Source organism: Pseudomonas sp. S2_H10, from assembly GCF_054668285.1.
Genome location: NZ_CP162754.1, coordinates 648,680 through 671,631 on the forward strand (window position 1 = coordinate 648,680; position 22,952 = coordinate 671,631).

General features: G+C 60.2%; 20 protein-coding genes. 10 read left to right on the forward strand and 10 right to left on the reverse strand.

Annotated elements, in window-relative coordinates:
• The first annotated feature begins 60 nt into the window (after positions 1-60).
• Both AB4O16_RS02855 and AB4O16_RS02860 read left to right on the forward strand, forming a co-directional pair.
• Positions 61-1,359, forward strand: coding sequence for an MFS transporter (locus AB4O16_RS02855; protein ID WP_160385440.1), 1,299 nt, complete (start codon positions 61-63; stop codon positions 1,357-1,359).
• Between the two features lie 21 nt (positions 1,360-1,380).
• Complete coding sequence (locus AB4O16_RS02860; protein WP_460156941.1) at positions 1,381-2,358, forward strand: 2-hydroxyacid dehydrogenase; 978 nt, start codon at positions 1,381-1,383, stop codon at positions 2,356-2,358.
• Between the two features lie 4 nt (positions 2,359-2,362).
• Here the strand turns inward: AB4O16_RS02860 and AB4O16_RS02865 are convergent, their stop codons facing one another.
• From AB4O16_RS02865 to AB4O16_RS02875, 3 genes are all read right to left on the reverse strand, one after another.
• A complete protein-coding gene (locus AB4O16_RS02865; RefSeq protein ID WP_160385438.1) occupies positions 2,363-3,550 on the reverse strand; it encodes a pyridoxal phosphate-dependent aminotransferase in 1,188 nt (395 codons plus the stop codon).
• A 92-nt stretch (positions 3,551-3,642) separates the two neighbouring features.
• On the reverse strand, positions 3,643-4,785 hold the full coding sequence (locus AB4O16_RS02870; RefSeq protein ID WP_160385437.1) for a glycerate kinase: 1,143 nt from the start codon (positions 4,783-4,785) through the stop codon (positions 3,643-3,645).
• A gap of 187 nt (positions 4,786-4,972) precedes the next feature.
• Complete coding sequence (locus AB4O16_RS02875) at positions 4,973-6,094, reverse strand: sugar diacid recognition domain-containing protein (protein WP_160387564.1); 1,122 nt, start codon at positions 6,092-6,094, stop codon at positions 4,973-4,975.
• A 170-nt stretch (positions 6,095-6,264) separates the two neighbouring features.
• Here AB4O16_RS02875 and AB4O16_RS02880 point away from each other — a divergent pair, with 170 nt between their 5' ends.
• The 3 genes from AB4O16_RS02880 (at position 6,265) to rarD (ending at position 9,870) form a co-directional block, all read left to right on the forward strand.
• Positions 6,265-7,575 (forward strand): MFS transporter, encoded by a 1,311-nt coding sequence (locus AB4O16_RS02880; RefSeq protein WP_160387562.1) that lies wholly within the window; start codon positions 6,265-6,267, stop codon positions 7,573-7,575.
• 207 nt (positions 7,576-7,782) lie between these two features.
• Positions 7,783-8,796 carry an aldo/keto reductase gene (locus AB4O16_RS02885; RefSeq protein ID WP_460156942.1) on the forward strand — a complete coding sequence of 338 codons (1,014 nt, stop codon included), beginning with the start codon at positions 7,783-7,785 and terminating at the stop codon, positions 8,794-8,796.
• 192 nt (positions 8,797-8,988) lie between these two features.
• Positions 8,989-9,870 carry an EamA family transporter RarD gene (gene rarD / locus AB4O16_RS02890; RefSeq protein WP_160387558.1) on the forward strand — a complete coding sequence of 294 codons (882 nt, stop codon included), beginning with the start codon at positions 8,989-8,991 and terminating at the stop codon, positions 9,868-9,870.
• Positions 9,871-9,996: 126 nt separating this feature from the next.
• Here rarD and hppD read toward each other — a convergent pair whose 3' ends face one another.
• Positions 9,997-11,073 carry a 4-hydroxyphenylpyruvate dioxygenase gene (gene hppD / locus AB4O16_RS02895; RefSeq protein ID WP_160387556.1) on the reverse strand — a complete coding sequence of 359 codons (1,077 nt, stop codon included), beginning with the start codon at positions 11,071-11,073 and terminating at the stop codon, positions 9,997-9,999.
• A gap of 250 nt (positions 11,074-11,323) precedes the next feature.
• The gene (locus AB4O16_RS02900) at positions 11,324-12,268 is read right to left on the reverse strand and encodes a DMT family transporter (protein WP_460156943.1); all 945 of its coding nucleotides are present in this window, start codon (positions 12,266-12,268) and stop codon (positions 11,324-11,326) included.
• A gap of 78 nt (positions 12,269-12,346) precedes the next feature.
• On the opposite strand from AB4O16_RS02900, the gene AB4O16_RS02905 reads away from it, so the two are divergent.
• The 3 genes from AB4O16_RS02905 to AB4O16_RS02915 all read left to right on the forward strand — a co-directional run bounded on the left by AB4O16_RS02905 (position 12,347) and on the right by AB4O16_RS02915 (position 15,464).
• Positions 12,347-13,219 (forward strand): LysR family transcriptional regulator, encoded by an 873-nt coding sequence (locus AB4O16_RS02905; RefSeq protein ID WP_460156944.1) that lies wholly within the window; start codon positions 12,347-12,349, stop codon positions 13,217-13,219.
• 113 nt (positions 13,220-13,332) lie between these two features.
• The gene (locus AB4O16_RS02910; protein ID WP_460156945.1) at positions 13,333-14,865 is read left to right on the forward strand and encodes an EAL domain-containing protein; all 1,533 of its coding nucleotides are present in this window, start codon (positions 13,333-13,335) and stop codon (positions 14,863-14,865) included.
• Positions 14,866-15,098: 233 nt separating this feature from the next.
• Positions 15,099-15,464 carry a histone-like nucleoid-structuring protein, MvaT/MvaU family gene (locus AB4O16_RS02915; protein WP_008051761.1) on the forward strand — a complete coding sequence of 122 codons (366 nt, stop codon included), beginning with the start codon at positions 15,099-15,101 and terminating at the stop codon, positions 15,462-15,464.
• Between the two features lie 123 nt (positions 15,465-15,587).
• Here AB4O16_RS02915 and AB4O16_RS02920 read toward each other — a convergent pair whose 3' ends face one another.
• Positions 15,588-16,106 (reverse strand): DUF4946 domain-containing protein, encoded by a 519-nt coding sequence (locus tag AB4O16_RS02920; protein ID WP_160387548.1) that lies wholly within the window; start codon positions 16,104-16,106, stop codon positions 15,588-15,590.
• Between the two features lie 144 nt (positions 16,107-16,250).
• Here AB4O16_RS02920 and gloA point away from each other — a divergent pair, with 144 nt between their 5' ends.
• Entirely contained in the window at positions 16,251-16,772 is a 522-nt protein-coding gene (gene gloA / locus AB4O16_RS02925; RefSeq protein WP_160387547.1) for a lactoylglutathione lyase, read from the forward strand.
• A 192-nt stretch (positions 16,773-16,964) separates the two neighbouring features.
• On the opposite strand, the gene ahpF is transcribed toward gloA, so the two are convergent.
• From ahpF to AB4O16_RS02940, 3 genes are all read right to left on the reverse strand, one after another.
• Positions 16,965-18,527 (reverse strand): alkyl hydroperoxide reductase subunit F, encoded by a 1,563-nt coding sequence (gene ahpF, locus AB4O16_RS02930; RefSeq protein WP_460156946.1) that lies wholly within the window; start codon positions 18,525-18,527, stop codon positions 16,965-16,967.
• 127 nt (positions 18,528-18,654) lie between these two features.
• Positions 18,655-19,218 (reverse strand): alkyl hydroperoxide reductase subunit C, encoded by a 564-nt coding sequence (gene ahpC, locus AB4O16_RS02935; protein ID WP_007975937.1) that lies wholly within the window; start codon positions 19,216-19,218, stop codon positions 18,655-18,657.
• Between the two features lie 138 nt (positions 19,219-19,356).
• Positions 19,357-20,295, reverse strand: a complete 939-nt coding sequence (locus tag AB4O16_RS02940; RefSeq protein WP_160387543.1) for a site-specific integrase — start codon at positions 20,293-20,295, stop codon at positions 19,357-19,359.
• Between the two features lie 178 nt (positions 20,296-20,473).
• Between AB4O16_RS02940 and AB4O16_RS02945 the strand changes: the two genes are divergently transcribed.
• Positions 20,474-21,484, forward strand: a complete 1,011-nt coding sequence (locus tag AB4O16_RS02945; protein ID WP_460156947.1) for a DNA-binding protein — start codon at positions 20,474-20,476, stop codon at positions 21,482-21,484.
• On the opposite strand, the gene gorA is transcribed toward AB4O16_RS02945, so the two are convergent.
• Complete coding sequence (gene gorA, locus AB4O16_RS02950; protein WP_160387539.1) at positions 21,481-22,839, reverse strand: glutathione-disulfide reductase; 1,359 nt, start codon at positions 22,837-22,839, stop codon at positions 21,481-21,483. The two genes, AB4O16_RS02945 and gorA, sit on opposite strands and share 4 nt — an antisense overlap.
• Positions 22,840-22,952: the final 113 nt, after the last annotated feature.

Genomic DNA, 22,952 nt, shown 5'->3' on the forward strand with positions numbered 1-22,952 from the left:
TCACTGAAGATTTAAACCGTTACCTGCTGCGACAAAAACAACAAGCTCAGGAGCACCACCATGAAAACCGCAACGCTCGCCACCCGCCGCTGGTGGTACATCATGCCCATCGTGTTCATCACCTATAGCCTGGCGTATCTGGATCGCGCCAACTATGGGTTCGCCGCCGCGTCCGGCATGGCGGCGGACCTGATGATCACACCAGGCCTGTCGTCGATGCTCGGCGCGCTGTTCTTCCTCGGCTACTTTTTCTTCCAGGTACCCGGCGCCATCTACGCGCAGAAACACAGCGTGAAGAAGCTGATCTTCGTCAGCCTGATCCTCTGGGGCAGCCTGGCGACGTTGACCGGGATCGTCTCCAATGCCTACTGGCTGATCGTCATCCGCTTCATGCTCGGCGTGGTCGAGGCGGCAGTGATGCCGGCGATGCTGATCTACCTGTGCCACTGGTTCACCCGCGCCGAACGCTCGCGGGCCAACACCTTCCTGATCCTCGGCAACCCGGTGACCATGCTGTGGATGTCGGTGGTCTCGGGCTATCTGGTGCAGCACTACAGCTGGCGCTGGATGTTCATCATCGAAGGTTTGCCGGCGGTGTTGTGGGCATTCATCTGGTGGCGCCTGGCCGATGATCGTCCGTCCCAGGCCAAGTGGCTCAGCGACCAGGAGAAGCAGGATCTGGAAAGCGCACTGGCCGCCGAACAGGTCGGCATCAAGGCCGTGAAGAACTACGCCGAAGCGTTCCGCTCACCCAAGGTGATCATCCTCGCCCTGCAGTTTTTCTGCTGGAGCATCGGCGTGTACGGCTTCGTGTTGTGGCTGCCGTCGATCCTCAAGGCCGGCGCGCAGATGGACATGGTCCAGGCCGGCTGGCTGTCGGCGCTGCCGTACCTCGCGGCGGTGATCGGCATGCTGCTGGTGTCCTGGGGTTCGGACAAGCTGCAAAAACGTAAACGTTTCGTCTGGCCGCCACTGCTGATTGCCTCGATTGCTTTCTACGGCTCCTACGCCCTGGGTGCCGAACATTTCTGGTGGTCCTACACCCTGCTGGTGATTGCCGGCGCCTGCATGTACGCGCCTTACGGACCGTTCTTCGCGATCATTCCAGAGATCCTCCCGGCCAACGTCGCGGGCGGCGCCATGGCGCTGATCAACAGCATGGGTGCCCTCGGTTCCTTTGGCGGTTCGTATCTGGTCGGTTACCTGAACAGCTCGACCGGCTCGCCGGGCGCCTCGTACCTGTTGATGAGCGGCGCGCTGATGTTCTCGGTGGTATTGACGATTTTCCTCAAGCCCGGCGCCAGCGACCGGGAGCGGCCCACGGCCACGGTAACGCGCACTGCCACGGCACATTCCTGAATTGACGTTGAGATCTCGAAGATGAAAAAGCAGGTCGTCCTGTACAAAAAACTCTCGCCGCTGCTGATGGCTCGCCTGCACGAGCAGACCGAGGTGACGCTGATCGAAAACCTTGATGCCCAGGGCCTGGCCAAACTGCGCGATGCCCTGCCCCGCGCCCACGGTTTGCTGGGGGCCAGCCTGAAACTGGATGCCGAACTGCTCGACCGGGCACCCGACCTTCAAGCCATTGCCAGCGTCTCGGTGGGTGTCGATAACTACGACATCGACTACCTGACCGAGCGGCGCATCCTGCTCAGCAACACCCCGGATGTATTGACCGAAACCACCGCCGACACCGGTTTCGCGCTGATCCTGGCAACCGCCCGGCGCGTGGTGGAACTGGCGAACATGATTCGCGAAGGCAAGTGGACCCGCAACATCGGCCCCACGCATTTCGGCAGCGACGTGCACGGCAAAACCCTGGGCATCATCGGCATGGGCCGCATTGGCGAGGCCCTCGCCCAGCGCGGGCATTTCGGCTTTGGCATGCCGGTGATCTATCACAGCCAGTCACCGAAACCGGCGGTGGAACAGCGCTTCAATGCCCAATACCGAAGCCTGCCGGAGCTGTTGCAACAGGCCGATTTCGTTTGCCTGACGCTGCCGCTGACCGCACAAACCGAAGGATTGATCGGCGCAGAACAGTTCGCCCTGATGCGCCCGGAGACCATCTTCATCAATATTTCACGGGGCAAAGTCGTCGACGAAGCAGCGCTGATCGAAGCCTTGCGTGAAAGCCGGATTCGCGCGGCGGGGCTGGATGTTTTCGAACGCGAACCGTTGAACCGGGACTCGCCGTTGTTGCAGTTGAACAACGTGGTGGCGACACCGCACATCGGCTCGGCCACCCATGAAACACGGGAGGCCATGGCCAGTTGCGCGGTGGACAATCTGTTGGCGGCGCTGGCGGGTGAACGGCCGGCCAATCTGGTCAACGTCCGAGCGTGGAAAGCTTGAGGGATCAGGCGCGGCGCGCGACCAGCAAATCCGCCGCGCACAAGGCGATGCGCCGACAGGCATCGGCCAGTTTGCGCTGGTCCACGACCAGGCCGATGCGGATATGCCCCGCCGCACTCGGCCCGAACGCTTCACCGGCCAGCACCGACACGCCATAACCTTCCAGCAGCATCTCGGCGAAGCGCTGGGCCGACAAACCGGTCTGGCGCACATCGACCATCACGAACATCCCGCCATCCGGGCAAATCGGCCTGAGGCCCGGACACTGGCCCAGACTTGCACACACCAGGTCACGGCGCTGGCGATACTCCTCGCGCATCATCGCCACTTCCGGCAACTCTTCATCCAGCGCCAGTTGCGCGGCGTTCTGGACGAAATCCGGAATGCCGAACAGCATGCTCAACGACAGGTTCACCAGATGCCCGGCCATGGCTTTGGGCCCGATCACCCAGCCCACCCGCCAACCGCTCATGGCGTGGGACTTGGACAGGCTGTTGATAGTCGCCGTGCGTTCAGCCATGCCAGGCAGGCTCGCCGGGCTGATGTGCTCGCCCTCGTACAGCAGATCGCTGTAGACCTCATCGCTGATCAGCCACAAATCATGACGAATGCACAGCGCCGCCAGTTCCTGCCAGATGGGCAACGACAGGCTGGCGCCCGATGGATTGTTCGGACTGTTGAGCAGGATGGCGCGGGTTTTCGCCGTGATCCGTGCCGCGACATCCGCCGGGTCGACGCGAAATCCGTTCTGCGGGCGCACCGGCACCGGCACCACTGTGGCCGCACACGCGCCAATCACGCCTTCATAGGTCACGTACATCGGCTCGGCGACAATCACTTCATCGCCCGGATCGAGCAGGCACTGCGCCACCGAATACACCGCACACTGCGCGCCCGGAAAGACGATCACATGTTCGTCATCCACCACCTGGCCACTGCGTTGCCGATGCCGACGGGCAATGCTGTCGCGCAGGCCTCGACTGCCGCGCACTTCGGGGTAGTGCGTATCACCGGCCAGCAGGCTGGCGATGGCGGCCTGGACGATGGGTTGCGGCGTATCGAAATCCGGATCGCCAATGGACAGCAGCAGGACATCGACACCCTGTTCGCGCAATTGCAGCGCTCGATCGTGAATCTGCCAGGCCGCCGCTCCGTCACCGGCGATTCGTTGGGTCAAGGCTGAGTAGCGCATGTCGTTCTCCTGTCGCGCGGGTGCTCCCAGCCACAACCCTATCTCAAATCACGAAACGCGCCAGCATGGCTTTCAATTCCACAGAAAAACCCTCAGTCGCAACGAACAGCCATCCGCCAGACCCGTGCGATATCGGTCGCCCGTTCACGCAGCAAGCGCGGCGCTTCGGCGCAGGCTTGCTCCAGGGTCATCGGCCCGCTAGCCAGGGCAAACGCAGCGTCGATGCCATGCTCATAAAGCGCCTGATAACCTTCGCCCAGCGTGCCGGCGATGACGATGACCGGCACCGCGTGCTGCCTGGCGACACGCGCCACGCCAAACGGTGTCTTGCCGCGCAGGGTTTGCGCATCGAAACGCCCTTCCCCGGTGATCACCAGGTCGGCGCTTGCAACCGCCTCGGCCAGCCCCACCAGCTCGGCGACCACCTCGACCCCGGCCTTGAACTGCGCGCCCAGGAACGCTTTCGCGGCAAACCCCAGGCCGCCCGCCGCGCCACTGCCCGGTTCGTCGCGGACATCCTTGCCCAAGGCGGTCGCGCAATGGTCGGCAAAGTGCCCCAGTGCCCGGTCAAGCTGTTCGACCTGCACCGGCGAGGCGCCTTTTTGCGGGCCGAAAATCGCCGAGGCACCGTGAGGGCCGCACAATGGGTTGTTGACGTCAGCGGCGATGTCGAAGCGGACCTGCTGCAGACGCGGATCGATTTCGCTGAGGTCAATGCGCGCCAATTGCGCAAGGGCGAGACCGCCCGGTGACAGCGTCTGCCCCTGAGCGTCCAGCAGTTTCACACCCAGGGCCTGCATGGCACCGGCGCCGCCGTCATTGGTGGCACTGCCGCCAATCGCCAGGATCACCCGTTGAGCACCGGCGTCCAGCGCGGCGCGGATCAGTTGCCCGGTGCCGAAGGTGCTGCTGATGCATGCATCACGCTGAGCCAGAGGGACCAACTGCAACCCGCTGGCCTCGGCCATTTCGATGATTGCGGTGTGGCTGTCAGGCAACCAGCCCCAAGCGGCATTCACCGCAACCCCTAAAGGTCCGCGCACCTCATTGCGGCGCAGTTCGCCAGCGCACGCAGCCAGAATCGACTCGACAGTCCCTTCCCCGCCGTCGGCCATCGGGCATTTGATCAGTTGGGCATCCGGCCAGACCTGCGCCAATCCCAGGGCAATGGCATCGGCCACGCCTTGAGCGCTGAGGCTGTCCTTGAACGAGTCGGGGGCGATCACGATTTTCATGGGAATTCTCCAGTTCCAATGCCCACATGCTGCCAGCCGCCATGAACAATAACGCCGGTCCACTGCACAAGCGGCGATGACGTTTCTTGTTCATTTCCACAAAGCCTGCTGATTCATACTGGCCTCTGTAGGAGCCGGCTTGCTGGCGATGGCGCCATTAAGATCGCCATCGCCAGCAAGCCGGCTCCTACAGTGCATCATTCGGTTCGGGCAGCAGTTGCACGCCCAGGTACAGCGCCAGCATGCCGTCCAGCCGCAGCGGATCAACCCCGCTCAGTTCGGCAATCCGCTCCATGCGATAACGCAGGCTGTTGCGATGAATGCCCAGTGCATCGGCGCAGGCCTGGCTCTGGCCGCCGTGTTCGCACCAGCTGCGCAGGGTCGCCAGCAACTGGCCGTTGCCGTCCTTGGCAATGACCTTGCGCAGCGGGCTGAGCAATTCGTCGAGGGCGTCGTCGTTGCGGTGGCGCCACAGCATCACCGGCAGCCGATAGCGGTTCAGCGTCAGCAATCGCGAGCGCGGCAACACCTCGCGCCCGTAGGCCAGCAAGTCACCGACCCGGCGATAGCAACGACGCAAGCCCGAAAGCCCATCAGCCTGCCCACCCACGGCAATCCGCAAGATGTTCCAGCCAAGGCCATCGAGCTTGTCCAGCAAGCGCTCGTTCTCGACCGACTGGCTGGCTGGCCGGCACCAGAGCAATGAGGTCTTGGCCGAACTCACACACCAACTGTCGGGGTGCCGGGTGGTCAACCAGGCACTCAGAGCCTCGACGGTTTGCCCCGGTGCGTGCTCCAGGCCCAGTTCGAACAAATACGGCACCCGCGTCATTTGTGGCTTGAGGCCCAACTGCTGCGCTTCATCGACCAGTCGCGGAGAGTCCCCGGCTTCGCTGAGCAGCAGCGCCAGCAAGTCGTCGCAGCGCTGGCGCCGCCATTGCTGTTCGGCCTGCTGGTTGCGCTGGCCCACCAGCATCTCGGCGGTCATGCGCACCAGTTCGGCATAGGTGCGCAGTTGTTCGGGTTCACCGGTGATGCCGAGTACGCCGATCAGACGCTGGTCGAGCATCAGCGGCAGGTTGATGCCCGGCTGCACGCCCTTTAGATGCATCGCCGTCTGCGCGTCGATCTCGACAACGCGACCGTTGGCCAGCACCAGTTGCGCCCCTTCATGGCGGGTGTTGACCCGCTCCGGCTCGCCGCTACCGAGGATCAGGCCCTGGCTGTCCATGACGTTGACGTTGTACGGCAAAATGGCCATTGCCCGGTCGACGATGTCCTGGGCCAGGTCGTGATCGAGTTCGAACATGCAGTGATCCTTGAAGACGGTGATGGAACGGGTTGTTCACCCGCACAGGCCTTTGCTTGCAAACCCTGTGCTCAGGCACAAAGACAGCCACCCTGAGGGTGGTCGAGACTCTTCGGGCGATCAACGTTACCCTTTGCATCGCAAAAAATCATAATAAAGAGAGAGCCGCCATGACACAGAGCGCCGTAGCGTCCGAGGCCATCGCTGACGACAAAAACGCCGTCTACAAGCGCATTACCCTGCGCTTGATCCCCTTCATCTTCATCTGCTACCTGTTCAACTACCTCGACCGGGTAAACGTCGGCTTCGCCAAACTGCAGATGCTCGACGCGCTGAAGTTCAGCGAAACCGTGTACGGCCTCGGTGCCGGCATCTTCTTCATCGGCTACGTGCTGTGCGGCGTGCCAAGCAACCTGGCCCTGACTCGATTCGGCCCAAGGCGCTGGATCGCGCTGATGATGATCACCTGGGGCACGCTGTCGACCTGCCTGCTGTTCGTCACCACACCGACCGAGTTCTATACCCTGCGCCTGTTCACCGGCGCGGCCGAAGCCGGGTTCTTCCCGGGCGTGGTGCTGTATCTCTCGCAGTGGTTTCCGACCTTCCGTCGTGGCCGCATCATGGCGTTGTTCATGTCGGCGATCCCGGTGTCCGGCCTGCTCGGCAGCCCGTTCTCCGGCTGGATTCTCAATCACTTCGCCGCAGGCCAGGGCGGTCTCGCGGGCTGGCAGTGGATGTTCCTCCTGCAAGGCATTCCGACCGTGATCCTCGGCGCGCTGGCTTACTTCCTGCTCAGCGACAGCTACGCCAACGCCAAGTGGCTGACCCCGTTCGAGCGCTCGGTGCTGGAAGCCGACCACGCCGAGGACCTGGCCAATAAACCGAAGACCTCTACCGACTCACTGCTGGCGGTGTTCAAGAACCCGGCGATCTGGGCCTTCGGACTGATCTACTTCTGCATCCAGAGTGGCGTCTACGCGATCAACTTCTGGCTGCCATCGATCATCAAGAACCTGGGTTTCAGCGATAATCTGGTGATCGGCTGGCTCAGTGCGATTCCGTACCTGCTGGCCGCGGTGTTCATGCTGATCGTCGGCCGCTCGGCGGACCTGCGCAAAGAGCGCCGCTGGCATTTGGTGGTGCCGATGCTGATGGGCGCGCTGGGGCTGCTGATCGCGGTGAACTTCGCCGCCAACCCGGCCATCGCGATTCTTGGTTTGACCATCGCCACCATGGGCGCCCTCACCGGCCTGCCGATGTTCTGGCCGGTGCCGACCGCATTGCTCAGTGCCGGGGCCGCCGCCGGTGGCCTGGCGTTGATCAACTCGATGGGACAGATGGCCGGTTTCCTCAGCCCGTACCTGGTGGGTTGGGTCAAGGACAGCACGGGTTCGACCGATGCCGCGCTGTATATGCTGGCGGGCGTGATTGTCTGCGGCAGCCTGCTGGCGTTGCGCATGACCCGTACGCTGCGCGCCTGACCAGCACCTGATCACTGTAGGAGCGAGCCTGCTCGCGATGGACGTCAACGATAACGCGTTTATCCTGGATAAACGTGGTGTCCTGAAGTTCTTCGCGAGCAGGCTCGCTCCTACAGTTTGGTTCGAGTGTGTTTGAGATTTGCGTTTGCTCCCGGTCACGATTCTGGTATCTGATTGAGCCTTTCCCTCTGGCAAAAGGATTTCCTCATGAGCTACCGCACGCTGGGTCATTCGGGTCTGCAGGTGTCCACCCTGACCCTGGGCACCATGATGTTCGGCGAACAGACCAGCACCGAAGACTCCCTGCGCATCATCGACAAGGCATGGGACCAGGGCGTCAATTTCATCGACACCGCCGACGTCTACACCCATGGCCGGTCCGAAGAGATCGTCGGCGAGGCCATCGCCAGCCGCCGTCATGAGTGGGTGCTCGCCACCAAGGTCGGCTTCGGCCCCGTGGACGGCGTGCCCAACCGCAGCGGCTTGAACCGCAAGCACCTGTTCAATGGCATCGAGGCCAGCCTGACGCGCCTGGGCACCGACTACCTCGACATCTATTACCTGCACCGCGAAGACCACAACACGCCGCTGGAGGTGACGGTGTCGGCCATCGGCGACCTGATCCGCCAGGGCAAAGTCCGCTATTGGGGCCTGTCGAACTACCGTGGCTGGCGCATTGCCGAAGTCATCCGCGTGGCCGACAGACTGGGCGTTGACCGCCCGGTGATCAGCCAGCCGCTGTACAACATCGTCAACCGCCAGGCTGAAACCGAGCAGATCACGGCCGCGCACAGCTACGGCCTCGGCGTGGTGCCCTACAGCCCGCTGGCGCGCGGGGTGCTCAGCGGCAAATATGCACCGGATGTGAAACCGGACGCCGACAGCCGTGCCGGACGCCAGGACAAACGCATCCTGGAAACCGAATGGCGCGTCGAGTCCCTGCGTATCGCCGGGCAAATCCAGCAATACACCCGGGAGCGCGGCGTCGGCATCGTCGAGTTCGCGATTGCCTGGGTGCTGAACAACAGCGCCGTCACCTCGGCCATTGTCGGGCCGCGTACCGAAGCGCAATGGGACGCCTACACTAAGGCGCAAGCGGTGAAGATCACGGCCGAGGACGAGGCGTTCATCGATTCGCTGGTGACACCGGGGCATGCGTCGACACCGGGGTTCAATGATGTGAGCCATTTCGTGTCGGGGCGTACACCGCACAGAGCCTGACGACATGCATCCCCTGTGGGAGCTGGCTTGCCTGCGATGGCGGTTTCACATTCAACGCAAATGTTGGCTGATGGACCGCTATCGCAGGCAAGCCAGCTCCCACAGGTTCGGTGTTGATTGATTGGTCAATATTCGGCGCCAAAACCACGTATCCTGCGCGCCCCGTTTCACCTTCAACCTCGCGAGGACAGCTTGTCTAAAGGTATCGCTCTATCGGTTTCAGCCTCGGTGCTGTTTGCCGTCATGTATTACTACACATCGCTGCTCACGCCCTTGAGCGGCGTGGAAATCTTCGGTTGGCGCATGCTGCTGACCGTGCCGTGCATGACCGTGTTCATGGTGGTGTCCGGCGAATGGAAGCGCGTGCTGGAGATCGTTCGGCGCGCCATTGCCAATCCGAAACTGATCGGCGCGCTGATCGCCTCCTCCGCCCTGCTCGCCGTGCAATTGTGGCTGTTCATGTGGGCACCGCTGAACGGTTACAGCCTGGACGTGTCCCTCGGTTACTTCCTGTTGCCGCTAACCATGGTGTTGACCGGGCGGATCGCTTATGGCGAACGCTTGTCCTATCTGCAAAAAATCGCCGTGGTGTTCGCCTGCCTGGGCGTGATCAACGAGGTGTATCAGGTCGGTGGTTTTTCCTGGGCGACCTTGCTGGTCTGCATGGGTTACCCGACCTACTTCGTCGTTCGCAAACGGCTGGCAACGGACAATCTCGGTGGCTTGTGGCTGGACATGGCATTGACGCTGCCGGTCGCGGTCTGGTTCGTCCAGAGCGGCGCGCAAGGTTTCGGCGTGTTTGACCAGCATCCATGGTTGTCGCTGTTGATCCCGCTGCTCGGCGTGATCAGCGCGTCGGCGCTGGTGGTCTACATCATTGCCAGCCGCCTGCTGCCGTTCAGCCTGTTCGGCTTGTTGAGCTACGTCGAACCGGTGCTGCTGCTGGGCGTGGCGTTGTTGCTTGGGGAGAGCATCAAGGCCGGTGAGTGGCTGACGTACATTCCGATCTGGATGGCGGTGCTGGTGCTGGTGTTCGAAGGGTTCAAGCATCTGATGCGGCAGCGCAGGCCTTAAGCACACGCAAAAACAAATGTGGGAGCGAGCCTGCTCGCGATAGCAGTGTGTCAGTCAACATCAATGTTGAATGTACAACCGCTTTCGCGAGCAGGCTCGCTCCCACAGTGTTATCGGTGTAACGGCTTAGTCGGTAGAGAGAACACCACGACGCACCTGGTCACGCTCGATGGATTCGAACAGTGCCTTGAAGTTGCCTTCGCCGAAACCATCGTCACCCTTGCGCTGGATGAACTCGAAGAACACCGGCCCCATCAGGGTTTCCGAGAAGATCTGCAGCAGCAGACGCTTGTCGCCCGACTCGGACGAACCGTCCAGCAGAATGCCCCGTGCCTGCAGTTCGCCCACTGGCTCGCCGTGGTTCGGCAAACGGCCTTCGAGCATTTCGTAGTAGGTCTCCGGCGGCGCGGTCATGAAGCGCATGCCGATGCCTTTCAGGTGATCCCAGGTCTTGAGCAGGTCATCGGACAGGAAAGCAACGTGCTGGATGCCCTCGCCGTTGAACTGCATCAGGAACTCTTCGATCTGCCCGGCACCCTTGGACGACTCTTCGTTCAACGGAATGCGGATCATGCCATCGGGTGCGGTCATGGCCTTGGAGGTCAGGCCGGTGTACTCACCCTTGATGTCGAAGTAGCGGATTTCGCGGAAGTTGAACAGCTTCTCGTAGAAGTTGGCCCAGTAGGCCATGCGACCGCGATACACGTTGTGGGTCAGGTGATCGATGATCTTCAGGCCGGCACCGACCGGATGACGGTCAACGCCTTCAATGAACACGAAGTCGATGTCATAGATCGAGCTGCCTTCACCGAAACGGTCGATCAGGTACAGCGGCGCACCGCCGATGCCTTTGATCGCCGGCAGATTCAGTTCCATCGGGCCGGTTTCAATGTGGATCGGCTGGGCGCCGAGTTCCAGGGCACGCTTGTAGGCCTTCTGCGAATCCTTGACGCGAAACGCCATGCCGCACACCGACGGGCCGTGCTCGGCCGCGAAGTACGAGGCCACGCTGTTGGGCTCGTTGTTGAGGATCAGGTTGATCGCGCCCTGGCGATACAGGTGCACGTTCTTGGAACGGTGGCTCGCCACCTTGGTGAAGCCCATGATCTCGAAGATCGGCTCCAGGGTGTTCGGGGTCGGCGATGCGAGCTCGATGAATTCAAAGCCCATCAGGCCCATCGGGTTTTCGTATAGATCTGCCATGGTTGGCGCCTCATCATGCTGTTAGAAATTAACGAATGTCAGTTGCTAGCAATGCTGAGACCGGTGGGCGGCGCACAGGAGATGCCCCGCACGCTGCGGGCGAGAAAGTCACCGTAGATCAGTTGAAACCCGAATATCTTCATTTTGACCCAAGGCTCTTGCGGGCGAGTCTTCTGCTGCCAGAAGACGATTATTATTGTATGCGTAACTTGATTCTACACAGCGTAAATCAGTTTGTCCGCCTTCTGTATCAAATCCCCTTTTTCCCTGCCCGCGCAAGGGGTTTGTTGCAGAGGAAAATCCCCGTCAGTATCAACCCGCCGCCCAGGCACATGGCCAATGTCAGCGGCTCGTCCAGCAGCAGCGCACCCAGGATGACCGCCGTCAGCGGGTTCAGGGCAATGAACACCCCGGAACGCGTAGCGCCGATCTTGCGGATGCCGTCGTAGTAGCCAATGTACGCCAGCGCCGACCCCAGCACGCCCAGGTATAAAAGGCTCAACCATTGCGGCGCACCCAGGTGGGCGATCGCCGCGACACTCACCTCTCCCCGCACGATGCAGGTCATCCAGAGCATGGCGGTGCCCAGCAGAATCGAATACGTCACCGTTTGCACCGGCCCCAGGGCCTGGTTCAGCTCCCGGGAGCACAGCGAGTAGACACCCCAGCCGAGGACACAGCCAAAAATCAGCAGGTCGCCGAGCCAGGTACCGGCACCACCGGCCAGCACTTGCGGGTCACGACTGACGATCACCATGCTGGCGCCCGCCATGCAGATCGCGATGCCGACGACTTTCGCCCGGTTCAAGCGCTCCTTGAACAGCAGCCAGGAGGCCAGCCCGATCACGGCCGGATTCAGTGCCACGATCAAGGATGCCCGTGAAGCATTGATGTAGTGCAGCCCATAAAAGAAGCACAGGTTGTAGAAAAAGATCCCGAAAAAGCCAAGCAACGACAGTTGCAGCCATTGCCGGGCATTCGGCCGAACCAGTGGTGTGCGCAGCGCGCGTACGAGCAGCAGCAACGCCACGCTGGCCAGCAGGAACCGCAGGCTGGCGGCCAGTAGTGGGCTTAGGCTGTCGGCCAGATAACGTCCGGCAACAAAGGTGCCGCCCCATACCATCGTGACCGCCGCCAGCTTCATGTACACCGGAAGATCCGATGGTTTTGACAGGGATTGCTCGCAGATCGTCATAAGATTCCAGGACCGGATGTCGGGAAGATGACGTATCATTCGAGTAATACCCAGTCATCGTAAAATGAGTAAACACTCATGACCCTCACTCAACTGGAGATCTTCTCCCTGGTGGCCGAACTCCACGGCTTCACCGCTGCGGCCAATCGCCTGGGTATTTCCCAATCGGCGGTGTCCCATGCCTTGAAGTCCCTGGAGTTGGAATTGGGGGTCGAGTTGCTGCGCCGGCATCAATCCCAGGTCGAGTTGAGCGACATTGGCCAGCAGTTGCTGCTGCGCGCCCGTGCAATGCTCGGCCTGGCCAATACCCTGCGCCAGGAAGCGGCGGATGCGCGGGGCATGAAACGCGGCACACTGCGTATCGGCTCCTTCGGCCCGACGTCATCGATCAAATTGTTGCCATTGATTTTGCAGCACTACCGCGCCGCCCATCCCGGCATCGAGGTGCATATCGACGAAGGCCCCGACCGCCAGGTGCTCCAGTGGCTGGAGGAACGACGGATCGACATCGGTTTTGTGGTGTTGCCCGAGGAGCGCTTCGACACGGTCGCGCTGATCGAGGACCAGATGGTCGCGCTGCTGCCCGCCGGCCACCCGCTGGCGGTTCTTGACAGCGTGAGCCTGAAGGACCTCTGTGACTTCCCGTTTGTCCTTACCGAGGCCGGTTCTTCGGAACTGGTTTCGCGCCTGTTCACAGCGGCCCGACTGACCCCCAACGTCCGTTATCGCTGCTCGCAGTTGATCAGCACCCTGGATGTGGTCGCTCGGGGCGACGGGGTGACGGTGGTTGCCGAAGGTTCATTGCCCAGCCTCACCGACGGCCGCTGCGTGAAAAAACCGCTGTCGCCGGCGGTGTTGCGCCAGGTCGGCCTGGCGGTACTCGATCGACGCCAGGCATCACCCGCGACGCTGGCCTTTATCAAGCTGGCCGAAAGCCTTGACTTGCGTTGAGCGGCACAACCGCCAACGGCCAACTATCATGGCCCATACCCGAACTCTTCATGGGAGGCGTTTTTGCCCTGCCATCATTTGAGAGCCTTACTACTTCGTGACAGGATTCGCGAATGCCACTGAAAGCCAAAACCCGCAGTCGCAGAAAAAGAATTGCGGTCACCCTGATCAGTGGCTTGCTCCCGGTGCTGCTGGGGGCCGCCATTCTCTACGTGCAAGCAGGGCGCGCGCTCAAGCAAGACACCGAACAGATCGCCGAAGAAGCGGTTCGCCAGTTCGACCTGATGCTCGACAACACCGCCCAGGCCGCCCGTGAATTGCTGCCGCTGGCGGGCCAAAGTTGCAGTGACGTCAAACTGGCGCTGCGCGAACAGGTCACCCGCCGCCCCTTCGTGCGTTCCACCAATCTGGTGTGGGACAACAACCTCTATTGCAGCTCTTTGTTCGGCGACTTTGAGGAGAAGGTCAATCCCGGCGACTATACCCAGGGCGCCTTGTGGCTCATGAACGGCAACCCGGTGACGCCCAACACCTCCTTGCTGGTGTACCGCCTGAGCGAAGGAAAAAAAGGCGCGCTGACGACCCTCGACGGCTATCACTTGAGCAATGTCCTGCGCTTGATCGGCCGCAAGACCTTGCTCTTGCTGCAAGTGGGCCCGGACTGGATGTCCGCCGATGGCAAGGCGCACAGAGGGGATGCACCTGAATTGCCCGTTGCGCCGAGCCGTTTGACTTCCGAGCGCTATGCTTTTGCCGTGGAAGCCGGTTTCCCCAAAGGCGAAACCTGGCGATACATGAGCAGCGAATATCCGCCGCTGTTCAGCCTGCTGATTTTCTTCGGCGTGCTTGCCGGGGCAATCGGTCACTTCCTGCAAAAGCGCGCATCGTCACCCTCCCATGAAATGCAGCGCGCCCTGGAAGCTAAAGAGTTCATTCCGTATTTCCAGCCCGTGGTGCATGGCGACAGCAAAAGCTGGTGCGGCGCTGAAGTGCTGATGCGCTGGAAACATCCAAGGGAAGGCCTGGTACGTCCGGATCTGTTCATTCCGTTTGCCGAGCACTCCGGCCTGATCGTACCGATGACCCGCTCGCTGATGAGACAAACCGCTGCCCTGCTCGCACCGCAATCGGCCAGCTTCAACAAACCGTTTCATATTGGCATCAACATCACCGCCAGCCATTGCCAGGACCTGGAACTGGTCAAGGATTGCCGCGAGTTTCTAGATGCGTTCGAGCCGGGCTCGATCCATCTGGTACTGGAACTGACCGAACGTGAACTGATCGAGCCCACGGCCATCACCCTGCAACTGTTCGAGCAACTTCGCGAACTGGGCGTGAAAATCGCCATCGACGACTTCGGCACGGGCCACTCAAGCCTTGGCTACCTGCGGCAGTTCAATGTCGATTTCCTGAAAATCGACCAGAGCTTTGTCGCCATGATCGGCGTCGATACTCTCACTAGCCACCTCCTCGACAGCATCATCGAACTGGCGGTCAAACTCGATCTTGCCCTCGTGGCCGAAGGTGTCGAAACCCGTGAGCAGAGTGATTACCTGAGCGCTCACCAGGTCAACTTCCTGCAAGGTTACCTGTACGGCAAACCCATGCCGGCCGCAGAATTCATTAGTGCATTAAGCGACCATTAACTGGCGAATTTAATCGATAAAACAACGACTACAGGCACCAATTTGAATCAAAACACTACTGACGTTACATGAAGAAAAAGACAGGATTTACTCTTGGCCAATTAACTACTACAATTTTTCATGCCTGCGCTAAATTGGCAGGTGAGCCATTATCACCGAGTCGCTTCAAGGCTCTTGGCTTATAGCTTTGTTTGCGGTTGGTATCAGCCAAACACACTATTGGAGTAAAGATATTGTCCAGACTCGCTGAATTTCGTGCAGCCGAAAAGGCCCTTCAAGAACAGCTCAAGCAGTTGGAATCGCTGAAGAATGATGCCGGGCTCAAGAAAGAAATCGAATTCGAAGAGAAGCTCCAGGGTTTGATGAAAACCTACGGCAAGAGTCTGCGCGACATCATCGCCATTCTCGATCCAAACCCGGCAAAATCCGGCCTGCTGCAGGCAGCCGCACCTAAAACCCGCCGCGCCCGTGTGGTCAAGGTTTATCAGAACCCGCACACCGGCGAGCTGATTGAAACCAAGGGCGGCAATCACCGCGGCCTGAAAGCCTGGAAAGAACAGTACGGTGCAGCCACCGTTGATTCCTGGCTGCGCGGCTAACTCTCGCGGCAACAAAAAAGCCCTGCTTATGCAGGGCTTTTTCATGGGTTATCCAATTACTTTGTGCTTAATCCATTTGGATATCTAAAATTTTCTTCATGCATCAAAAAGCACTGTCGCCAACTAAAGTTTCAAGCTGTTACGGGCAGCGTCTATTTCATCCTGGCTCGCCTTATAAGCCTCGGCCTGCCCCGCGTAGGAAAGTACATAGGCCTTATCGGCATCCACCGCGGCGACCAATGTTTGAGAAAGCACATGCCTGCCGTTTTGCGTGATGGTGCAGGTAGTTTCCAGCGCAGCCAATCGACTCAGGGTAGTCGCATGAATTCGCGTGCAGACACTTTGATAGCCTCCCTGAAAGAAGTCCTTTTGCACCGACTTGCGCATTTCCAGCAATACGCCTTCGAGGTTTACCTGATGATCGCCTTGAACCGGGCTCATGGTCAGTTCCATCACCATGAGCGGCGTTCCGCCCTGATCAATTTTCACCGCCCGCTGGCGACTGACCCCCGGCGCTGACTCGGGTACGGCTTCGACCTGCCAGCCTTGCGGCCAGGTCACCACCGGTGCATCGGCACAAGCAGCGCCGGCCAGCGAAAACACACTGGCCAGAATAAACAGCAATCTATCGAGTCGAATCATTGCAATGGGCACTCACGGATCAGGCCGTAAAGTCTGGGCCCAGGCCGGCTGTCAGGCAATAGCCGACTGTTTGGGTTTGGTGATGTCCGAACCCTTGCGTATCATTGTCGCCATTCGTTAGCCCACATATTTCCCGGAGGGCCCATGAGCCTGCACGAATTGAACACCTTCCCCGGCGTCACCGCCCAACCGGACGCCGCTACGCAGAAGTTTGTCTTCAACCACACCATGCTGCGGGTCAAGGACATCACCAAGTCCCTGGACTTCTACACGCGCATCCTGGGTTTCACCCTGGTGGAAAAACGCGACTTCCCGGAAGCCGAGTTCAGCCTGTATTTCCTGGCGCTGGTCGACAAGCACCAGATCCCGGCCGATGCCGCTGCGCGCACCGAGTGGATGAAGTCGATCCCCGGCATTCTTGAACTGACCCATAACCATGGCACCGAGAACGACGCGGATTTCGCCTACCACAATGGCAACACCGACCCGCGCGGTTTCGGCCACATCTGCATTTCGGTGCCGGACATCGTCGCCGCCTGCGAGCGCTTTGAAGCACTGGGCTGCGATTTCCAGAAGCGCCTGAGCGATGGCCGCATGAAGAGCCTGGCGTTCATCAAGGATCCGGATGCCTACTGGGTCGAGATCATTCAGCCGGCACCGCTGTAAGCCACACCGAAAAACCTTGTGGGAGCGGGCTTGCCCGCGATGACGGCGGCACATCCAGCATTGATGGTGACTGGAACACCGCTTTCGCGGGCAAGCCCGCTCCCACAGGAAAGCATTCCGGATTCAGGAATGTGAACGGCACAAAAAAACCCCATGATCAATCATGGGGTTTTGTGTTTTCAGCGCCGAGGTTTATGCCGGGGCGGACGTGCGGATCAAGTGATCGAACGCGCTGAGAGAAGCCTTGGCGCCCTCGCCCACCGCGATCACGATCTGCTTGTACGGCACGGTGGTCACGTCGCCGGCGGCGAATACGCCCGGTACCGACGTTTCGCCGCGAGCGTCGACGATGATCTCGCCACGGGGTGACAGCTCGATGGTGCCCTTGAGCCAATCGGTGTTGGGCAGCAGACCGATCTGCACAAAGATCCCTTCCAGTTCCACGCTGCGCAACTCGTCAGTCTGACGATCCTTGTAGCGCAGGCCGTTGACCTTCTGCCCATCGCCGGTGACTTCAGTGGTTTGCGCACTGGTGATCACGGTGACATTCGGCAGACTGTGCAACTTGCGCTGCAATACCGCATCGGCACGCAACTGCACATCGAACTCCAGCAGCGTGACATGGGACACGATACCGGCCAGGTCGATGGCCGCTTCGACACCGGAGTTGCCGCCACCAATCACCGCCACACGTTTGCCCTTGAACAGCGGTCCATCGCAGTGCGGGCAGTACGCAACGCCTTTGTTGCGGTATTGCTGCTCACCCGGCACGTTCATTTCACGCCAGCGTGCGCCGGTTGCGAGGATCACGGTTTTAGCCTTGAGCTTCGCGCCGCTGGCGAAGTGGACTTCGTGCAACTCACCTGCTTTGCCAGTGATCAACTTGTCTGCGCGTTGCAGGTTCATGATGTCCACGTCGTACTGCTTGACGTGCTCTTCCAGGGCCACGGCCAGTTTCGGCCCTTCGGTTTCCTGCACCGAAATGAAGTTCTCGATCGCCATGGTGTCCAGTACCTGCCCACCAAAACGCTCGGCCGCCACGCCGGTGCGAATGCCTTTGCGGGCCGCGTAGATAGCCGCCGCTGCACCCGCCGGGCCACCGCCGACCACCAGCACGTCAAAGGCTTCCTTGGCGCTGATCTTCTCGGCCTGGCGCTCGATGCCGCTGGTGTCGATCCCGGCGAGGATTTCTTCCAGGCCCATGCGGCCCTGGCCGAAGTTCACGCCGTTGAGGTAGATGCTTGGCACGGCCATGACCTGACGCTCGTCGACTTCGGCCTGGAACAGCGCGCCGTCGATGGCGACATGACGGACATTCGGGTTCAGCACCGCCATCAGGTTCAGCGCCTGGACCACGTCCGGGCAGTTCTGGCACGACAACGAGAAGTAAGTCTCGAAGCTGAACTCGCCTTTGAGCGAGCGGATCTGTTCGATCACTTCCGCACTGGCTTTCGAAGGGTGGCCGCCGACTTGCAGCAGGGCCAGCACCAATGAAGTGAACTCGTGGCCCATCGGAATGCCGGCGAAGCGCAGGCTGATATCGGCTCCCGGGCGATTGATCGAGAACGACGGCTTGCGTGCATCATCGCCGTTGTCGAGCAAAGTAATCTGGGCGGAAAGACTGGCAACGTCTTTCAGCAGTTCGAGCATTTCCTGGGATTTCGCACCGTCGTCGAGGGAGGCAACGATCTCGATCGGCTGGGTGACCCGTTCCAGGTACGATTTCAACTGGGCTTTAAGATTGGTGTCCAACATACGGGCGATTTCCTTGAATTCTTGAGACAAAAAAACGCCCGAGCGAATCTCGCCCGGGCGTTTTTATTGGGCGGTGCAGCTTGCTTAGAAGGTGCGCAAGTGCGCCCTGATGAAGCGCGTCACAGACTTAGATCTTGCCGACCAGGTCCAGGGACGGAGCCAGAGTGGCCTCGCCTTCCTTCCACTTGGCTGGGCAGACCTGACCCGGGTGAGCAGCGACGTACTGAGCGGCCTTGATCTTGCGCAGCAGCTCGGAAGCGTCACGGCCTACACCGCCGTCGTTGAGTTCAACGATCTTGATCTGGCCTTCAGGGTTGATCACGAAGGTGCCACGGTCAGCCAGGCCAGCTTCTTCGATCAGCACGTCGAAGTTGCGGGAGATGGCGTGGGTCGGGTCGCCGATCATGGTGTACTGGATCTTGCCGATGGCTGGCGAGGTGTTGTGCCAGGCAGCGTGGGCAAAGTGGGTATCGGTGGAAACGCTGTAGATCTCGACGCCCAGCTTCTGGAATGCGTCGTAGTTGTCGGCCAGGTCTTCCAGCTCGGTCGGGCAGACGAAGGTGAAGTCGGCCGGGTAGAAGAACACGACAGACCACTTGCCCTTCAGGTCAGCGTCCGAGACTTTTACGAAGTCGCCATTTTTGAATGCGTCAGCTTTGAACGGTTTAACTTGGCTGTTGATGATAGGCATCGTTGACTCTCCGTCAGGGGTTAGGAAGTTGATGGAGAGAACTTTACCGACTCGACGAACGGAAGGCTCATTGGCAAACCTGATGCTGCTGATTGGCTTTCGCTATTAGCCAGCTGTATTAATAGAAGAAAAAGGTATCTAGGATTCCACCGGCCTTTGCGTGATGCGCGCCATGCCGAGGAACGGACTGGCCTCGATGTAACGCATGGCCGACTTCATGTCCTTCCAGCCCACATAGCTCATCAGCGACTTCAAATCCCAGCCACTCTGATGCGCCCAGCTCGCAAACCCACGACGCAAGGAATGACTGGTATAGAGCTCGGCGGCTATACCGGCGCGCTCCAAGGCCTGACGCAATAAAGGAATCACGCTATTGGCGTGCAACCCCTCCTCGCCCAGATGCCCCCAGCGGTCGACGGCACGGAACACCGGTCCGCGCACCAGTGCCGCCTCGGAAATCCAGTCGATGTAAGCCTGCACCGGACACAAGCGTTGCAACGCCGGGGTTTGATACGTCTTGCCGAGGTTGTCGCGATCACTTTTGCTGCGTGGCAAATAGAGACTGATGCCGGAACCGGCGCTGGCCTGCACATGCTCAACCTGCAGCCGGCACAGCTCATCACTGCGAAAGCCACGCCAGAAGCCCAGCAGGATCAACGCCATGTCGCGCCTGGCCCGCAGCAAACCCGGCCGGTCGCCTTCGGCCCTGGCGGTTTGCACCTCCAGCTCCAGACAACTGACTACCTGCTCCAGATGTTGCAGCTGCAAGGGTTCCGCCTGTTTCTCCCGGGCTGGATGCAGCGCGCGAATGCCCTTGAACACCTTGCGCACCACCGGCGCCTTGGTCGGATCGGCAAAACCCTGGCTGTTGTGCCACTGCGCCAATGCCGACAAACGCAGTTTCAGCGTGTTGATCGACAACACCCCGGCATGGGCCACCAGATAGCGCGCCACGCTGTCGCTGGTGGCCGGCAGAAAACCGCCCCATGTCACCTCAAAGTGTTCGATGGCCGCGCGATAGCTGCGACGGGTGTTGTCGCGCGTCGCAGCTTGCAGGTAACGATCCAGCTCGGTCATGGGGTCAGCTCTTGAATTCATACCGCGTTGACGGGTCAAAAAGCGGTATTCGGTGTATCACACGGGGTAATACCAGTATATCCCGTGTCAGACACACTCAACATTTAACTTTTTCGATTGAATGGTACAATGTGTATTTACGTGGTACGTACCACATCAACAAAACCCGGGAGATCTCATGGCACGCGGCGGTGTAAATAAAGCGGTGGTGCAAGCCGCCCGATTGGCGATCCTCGCTCGCGGCGAAAACCCCAGCATCGATGCCGTACGGATCGAGATGGGCAATACCGGTTCGAAAACCACGATTCATCGCTATCTCAAAGAGCTGGATGACAAGGTCGAACCGGTCGAGGCACCGACGGAGCCGATCGACGACGAACTGATGGCGCTGGTGGCGCGGCTCGCGCAAAGACTCAAGGAGCAAGCGCAGGAACCTATCGAACAGGCGCGCACGCAGTACGAGGAACAGCGCAAAACCCTGGAAAACCAGCTCAGTGAAGCGCAAGAGGCCAACAGCGAACTGCACGAGCAATACGAATTCCAGAGCCTGGCGCTGACTCAGGAGTCCGAGGCCCTGCAAGAAACCCACGCCATGCTGCAAACGGAGCAAACCCGCAACGCCGGGTTGAACCAGGCACTGGCGGATTTTGAATTGCGTTTGAAAGACAAGGACGAGCAGATCCGCTCCCTTGAAGAAAAGCACCTGCACACTCGCGATGCGCTGGAGCACTACCGCAATGCGGTCAAGGAACAGCGCGAACAGGAAATCAGTCGCCATGAAGGCCAGGTGCAACAACTGCAGATGGAACTGCGCCAGGCACAACAAAGCGCGCTGGTTCGTCAGGATGAAGTCACCCAGCTGCACCGCGACAACGAACGCTTGCTGACCGAAAACCGCGGCACGCTGCGTGAGCTGAGCCTGCTGCAAGAGCAGCTAAAGCAAAGCAATAGCCGCCAGGATCAGTTGCTGGAACAGGCCACCCGCGTTGACAGCGAACGCACCCTCCTCCAGGAACGCCTGCGCGTCGCCCTGCTGGAAAGCCAGGCACTCAAACAGAACGTCGATGAGCAGTCGCAGCTCAACAAGTCACTGGAAATTGAATTGGCCAAGACCCGCACGGATCTGGAAGACCGCTTGCGTCTGGCCGCGACCATGGCGGCAGCGGCAGACGCAGCGAAGGACGATTAACCGGCGACCGGCGTACGCATGGTGACAAACTCTTCGGCGGCCGTCGGGTGCACGCCGATGGTTTCGTCGAAGTGCCGCTTGGTGGCGCCGGCCTTCAAGGCAATCGCCAGGCCCTGGACGATTTCACCGGCGTCCGGGCCGACCATGTGGCAACCCAAGACCTTCTCGGTCTTGGCGTCCACCACCAGCTTCATCAGCGTGCGCTCCTGGCATTCAGTCAGGGTCAGCTTCATCGGCCGGAACCGGCTTTCGAAGATCTCCACCTCGTGGCCGGCTTCGCGGGCCTCTTCCTCGGTCAAACCGACGGTGCCGATGTTTGGCAGGCTGAACACCGCCGTCGGGATCATCTTGTAGTCCACCGGGCGATACTGCTCCGGCTTGAACAGGCGTCGTGCCACCGCCATGCCTTCAGCCAGGGCAACCGGGGTCAGTTGAACGCGGCCGATCACATCGCCCAGCGCAAGGATCGACGGCTCGGCGGTCTGATACAGCTCATCGACCTCGACAAAACCTTTCTTGTCGAGTTTGACCCCGGTGTTTTCCAGCCCGAGGTTGTCCAGCATCGGACGACGCCCCGTGGCATAAAACACGCAATCGGCTTCCAGTTGGCGACCATCCTTGAGCGTGACTTTGAGGCTGCCATCGGCCTGCTTGTCGATGCGCTCGATGTCCGCGTTGAACTGCAGGTCCATGCCACGCTTGGTCAACTCTTCCTGCAAGTGTTTGCGCACCGAACCGTCAAAGCCACGCAGGAACAGCTCGCCGCGATACAGCAGCGTGGTCTGTGCGCCCAGGCCATGGAAGATCCCGGCAAATTCGACGGCAATGTAGCCACCGCCCACCACCAATACCCGCTTGGGCAGCTCTTTAAGGAAGAACGCCTGGTTGGAGCTGATGGCATGCTCGTGCCCCGGGATTTCCGGAATCTGCGGCCAGCCGCCGGTGGCGATGAGAATATTTTTGGCGGTATGGCGCTCACCATTGATCTCGATCGTATGTGGATCGACGATGCTGGCGTGACCTTCATGCAAGGTCACGCCACTGTTGACCAGCAGGTTGCGATAAATGCCATTGAGGCGATTGATCTCGCGGTCCTTGTTGGCGATCAGCGTCGCCCAGTCGAACTGCGCCTCATCCAGGCTCCAGCCAAAACCGGAGGCCTGCTCGAAGTCCTCGGCAAAATGCGCACCGTAGACCAGCAATTTTTTCGGCACGCAGCCAACGTTCACACAGGTACCGCCCAGGTAGCGGCTCTCGGCCACCGCCACTTTCGCGCCGAACCCGGCGGCAAATCGAGCAGCCCGCACACCACCGGAACCGGCACCAATCACATAAAGGTCAAAATCGTAGGCCATTTTCAATCTCCTCGGCAGGCCAACAGCATACCCGCAGACATTTGTGGGGCAAGCGCTGCTGTCGATATGGGGCCTGAAAATGAAAAAGCCACCCGAAGGTGGCTTTTCAATAC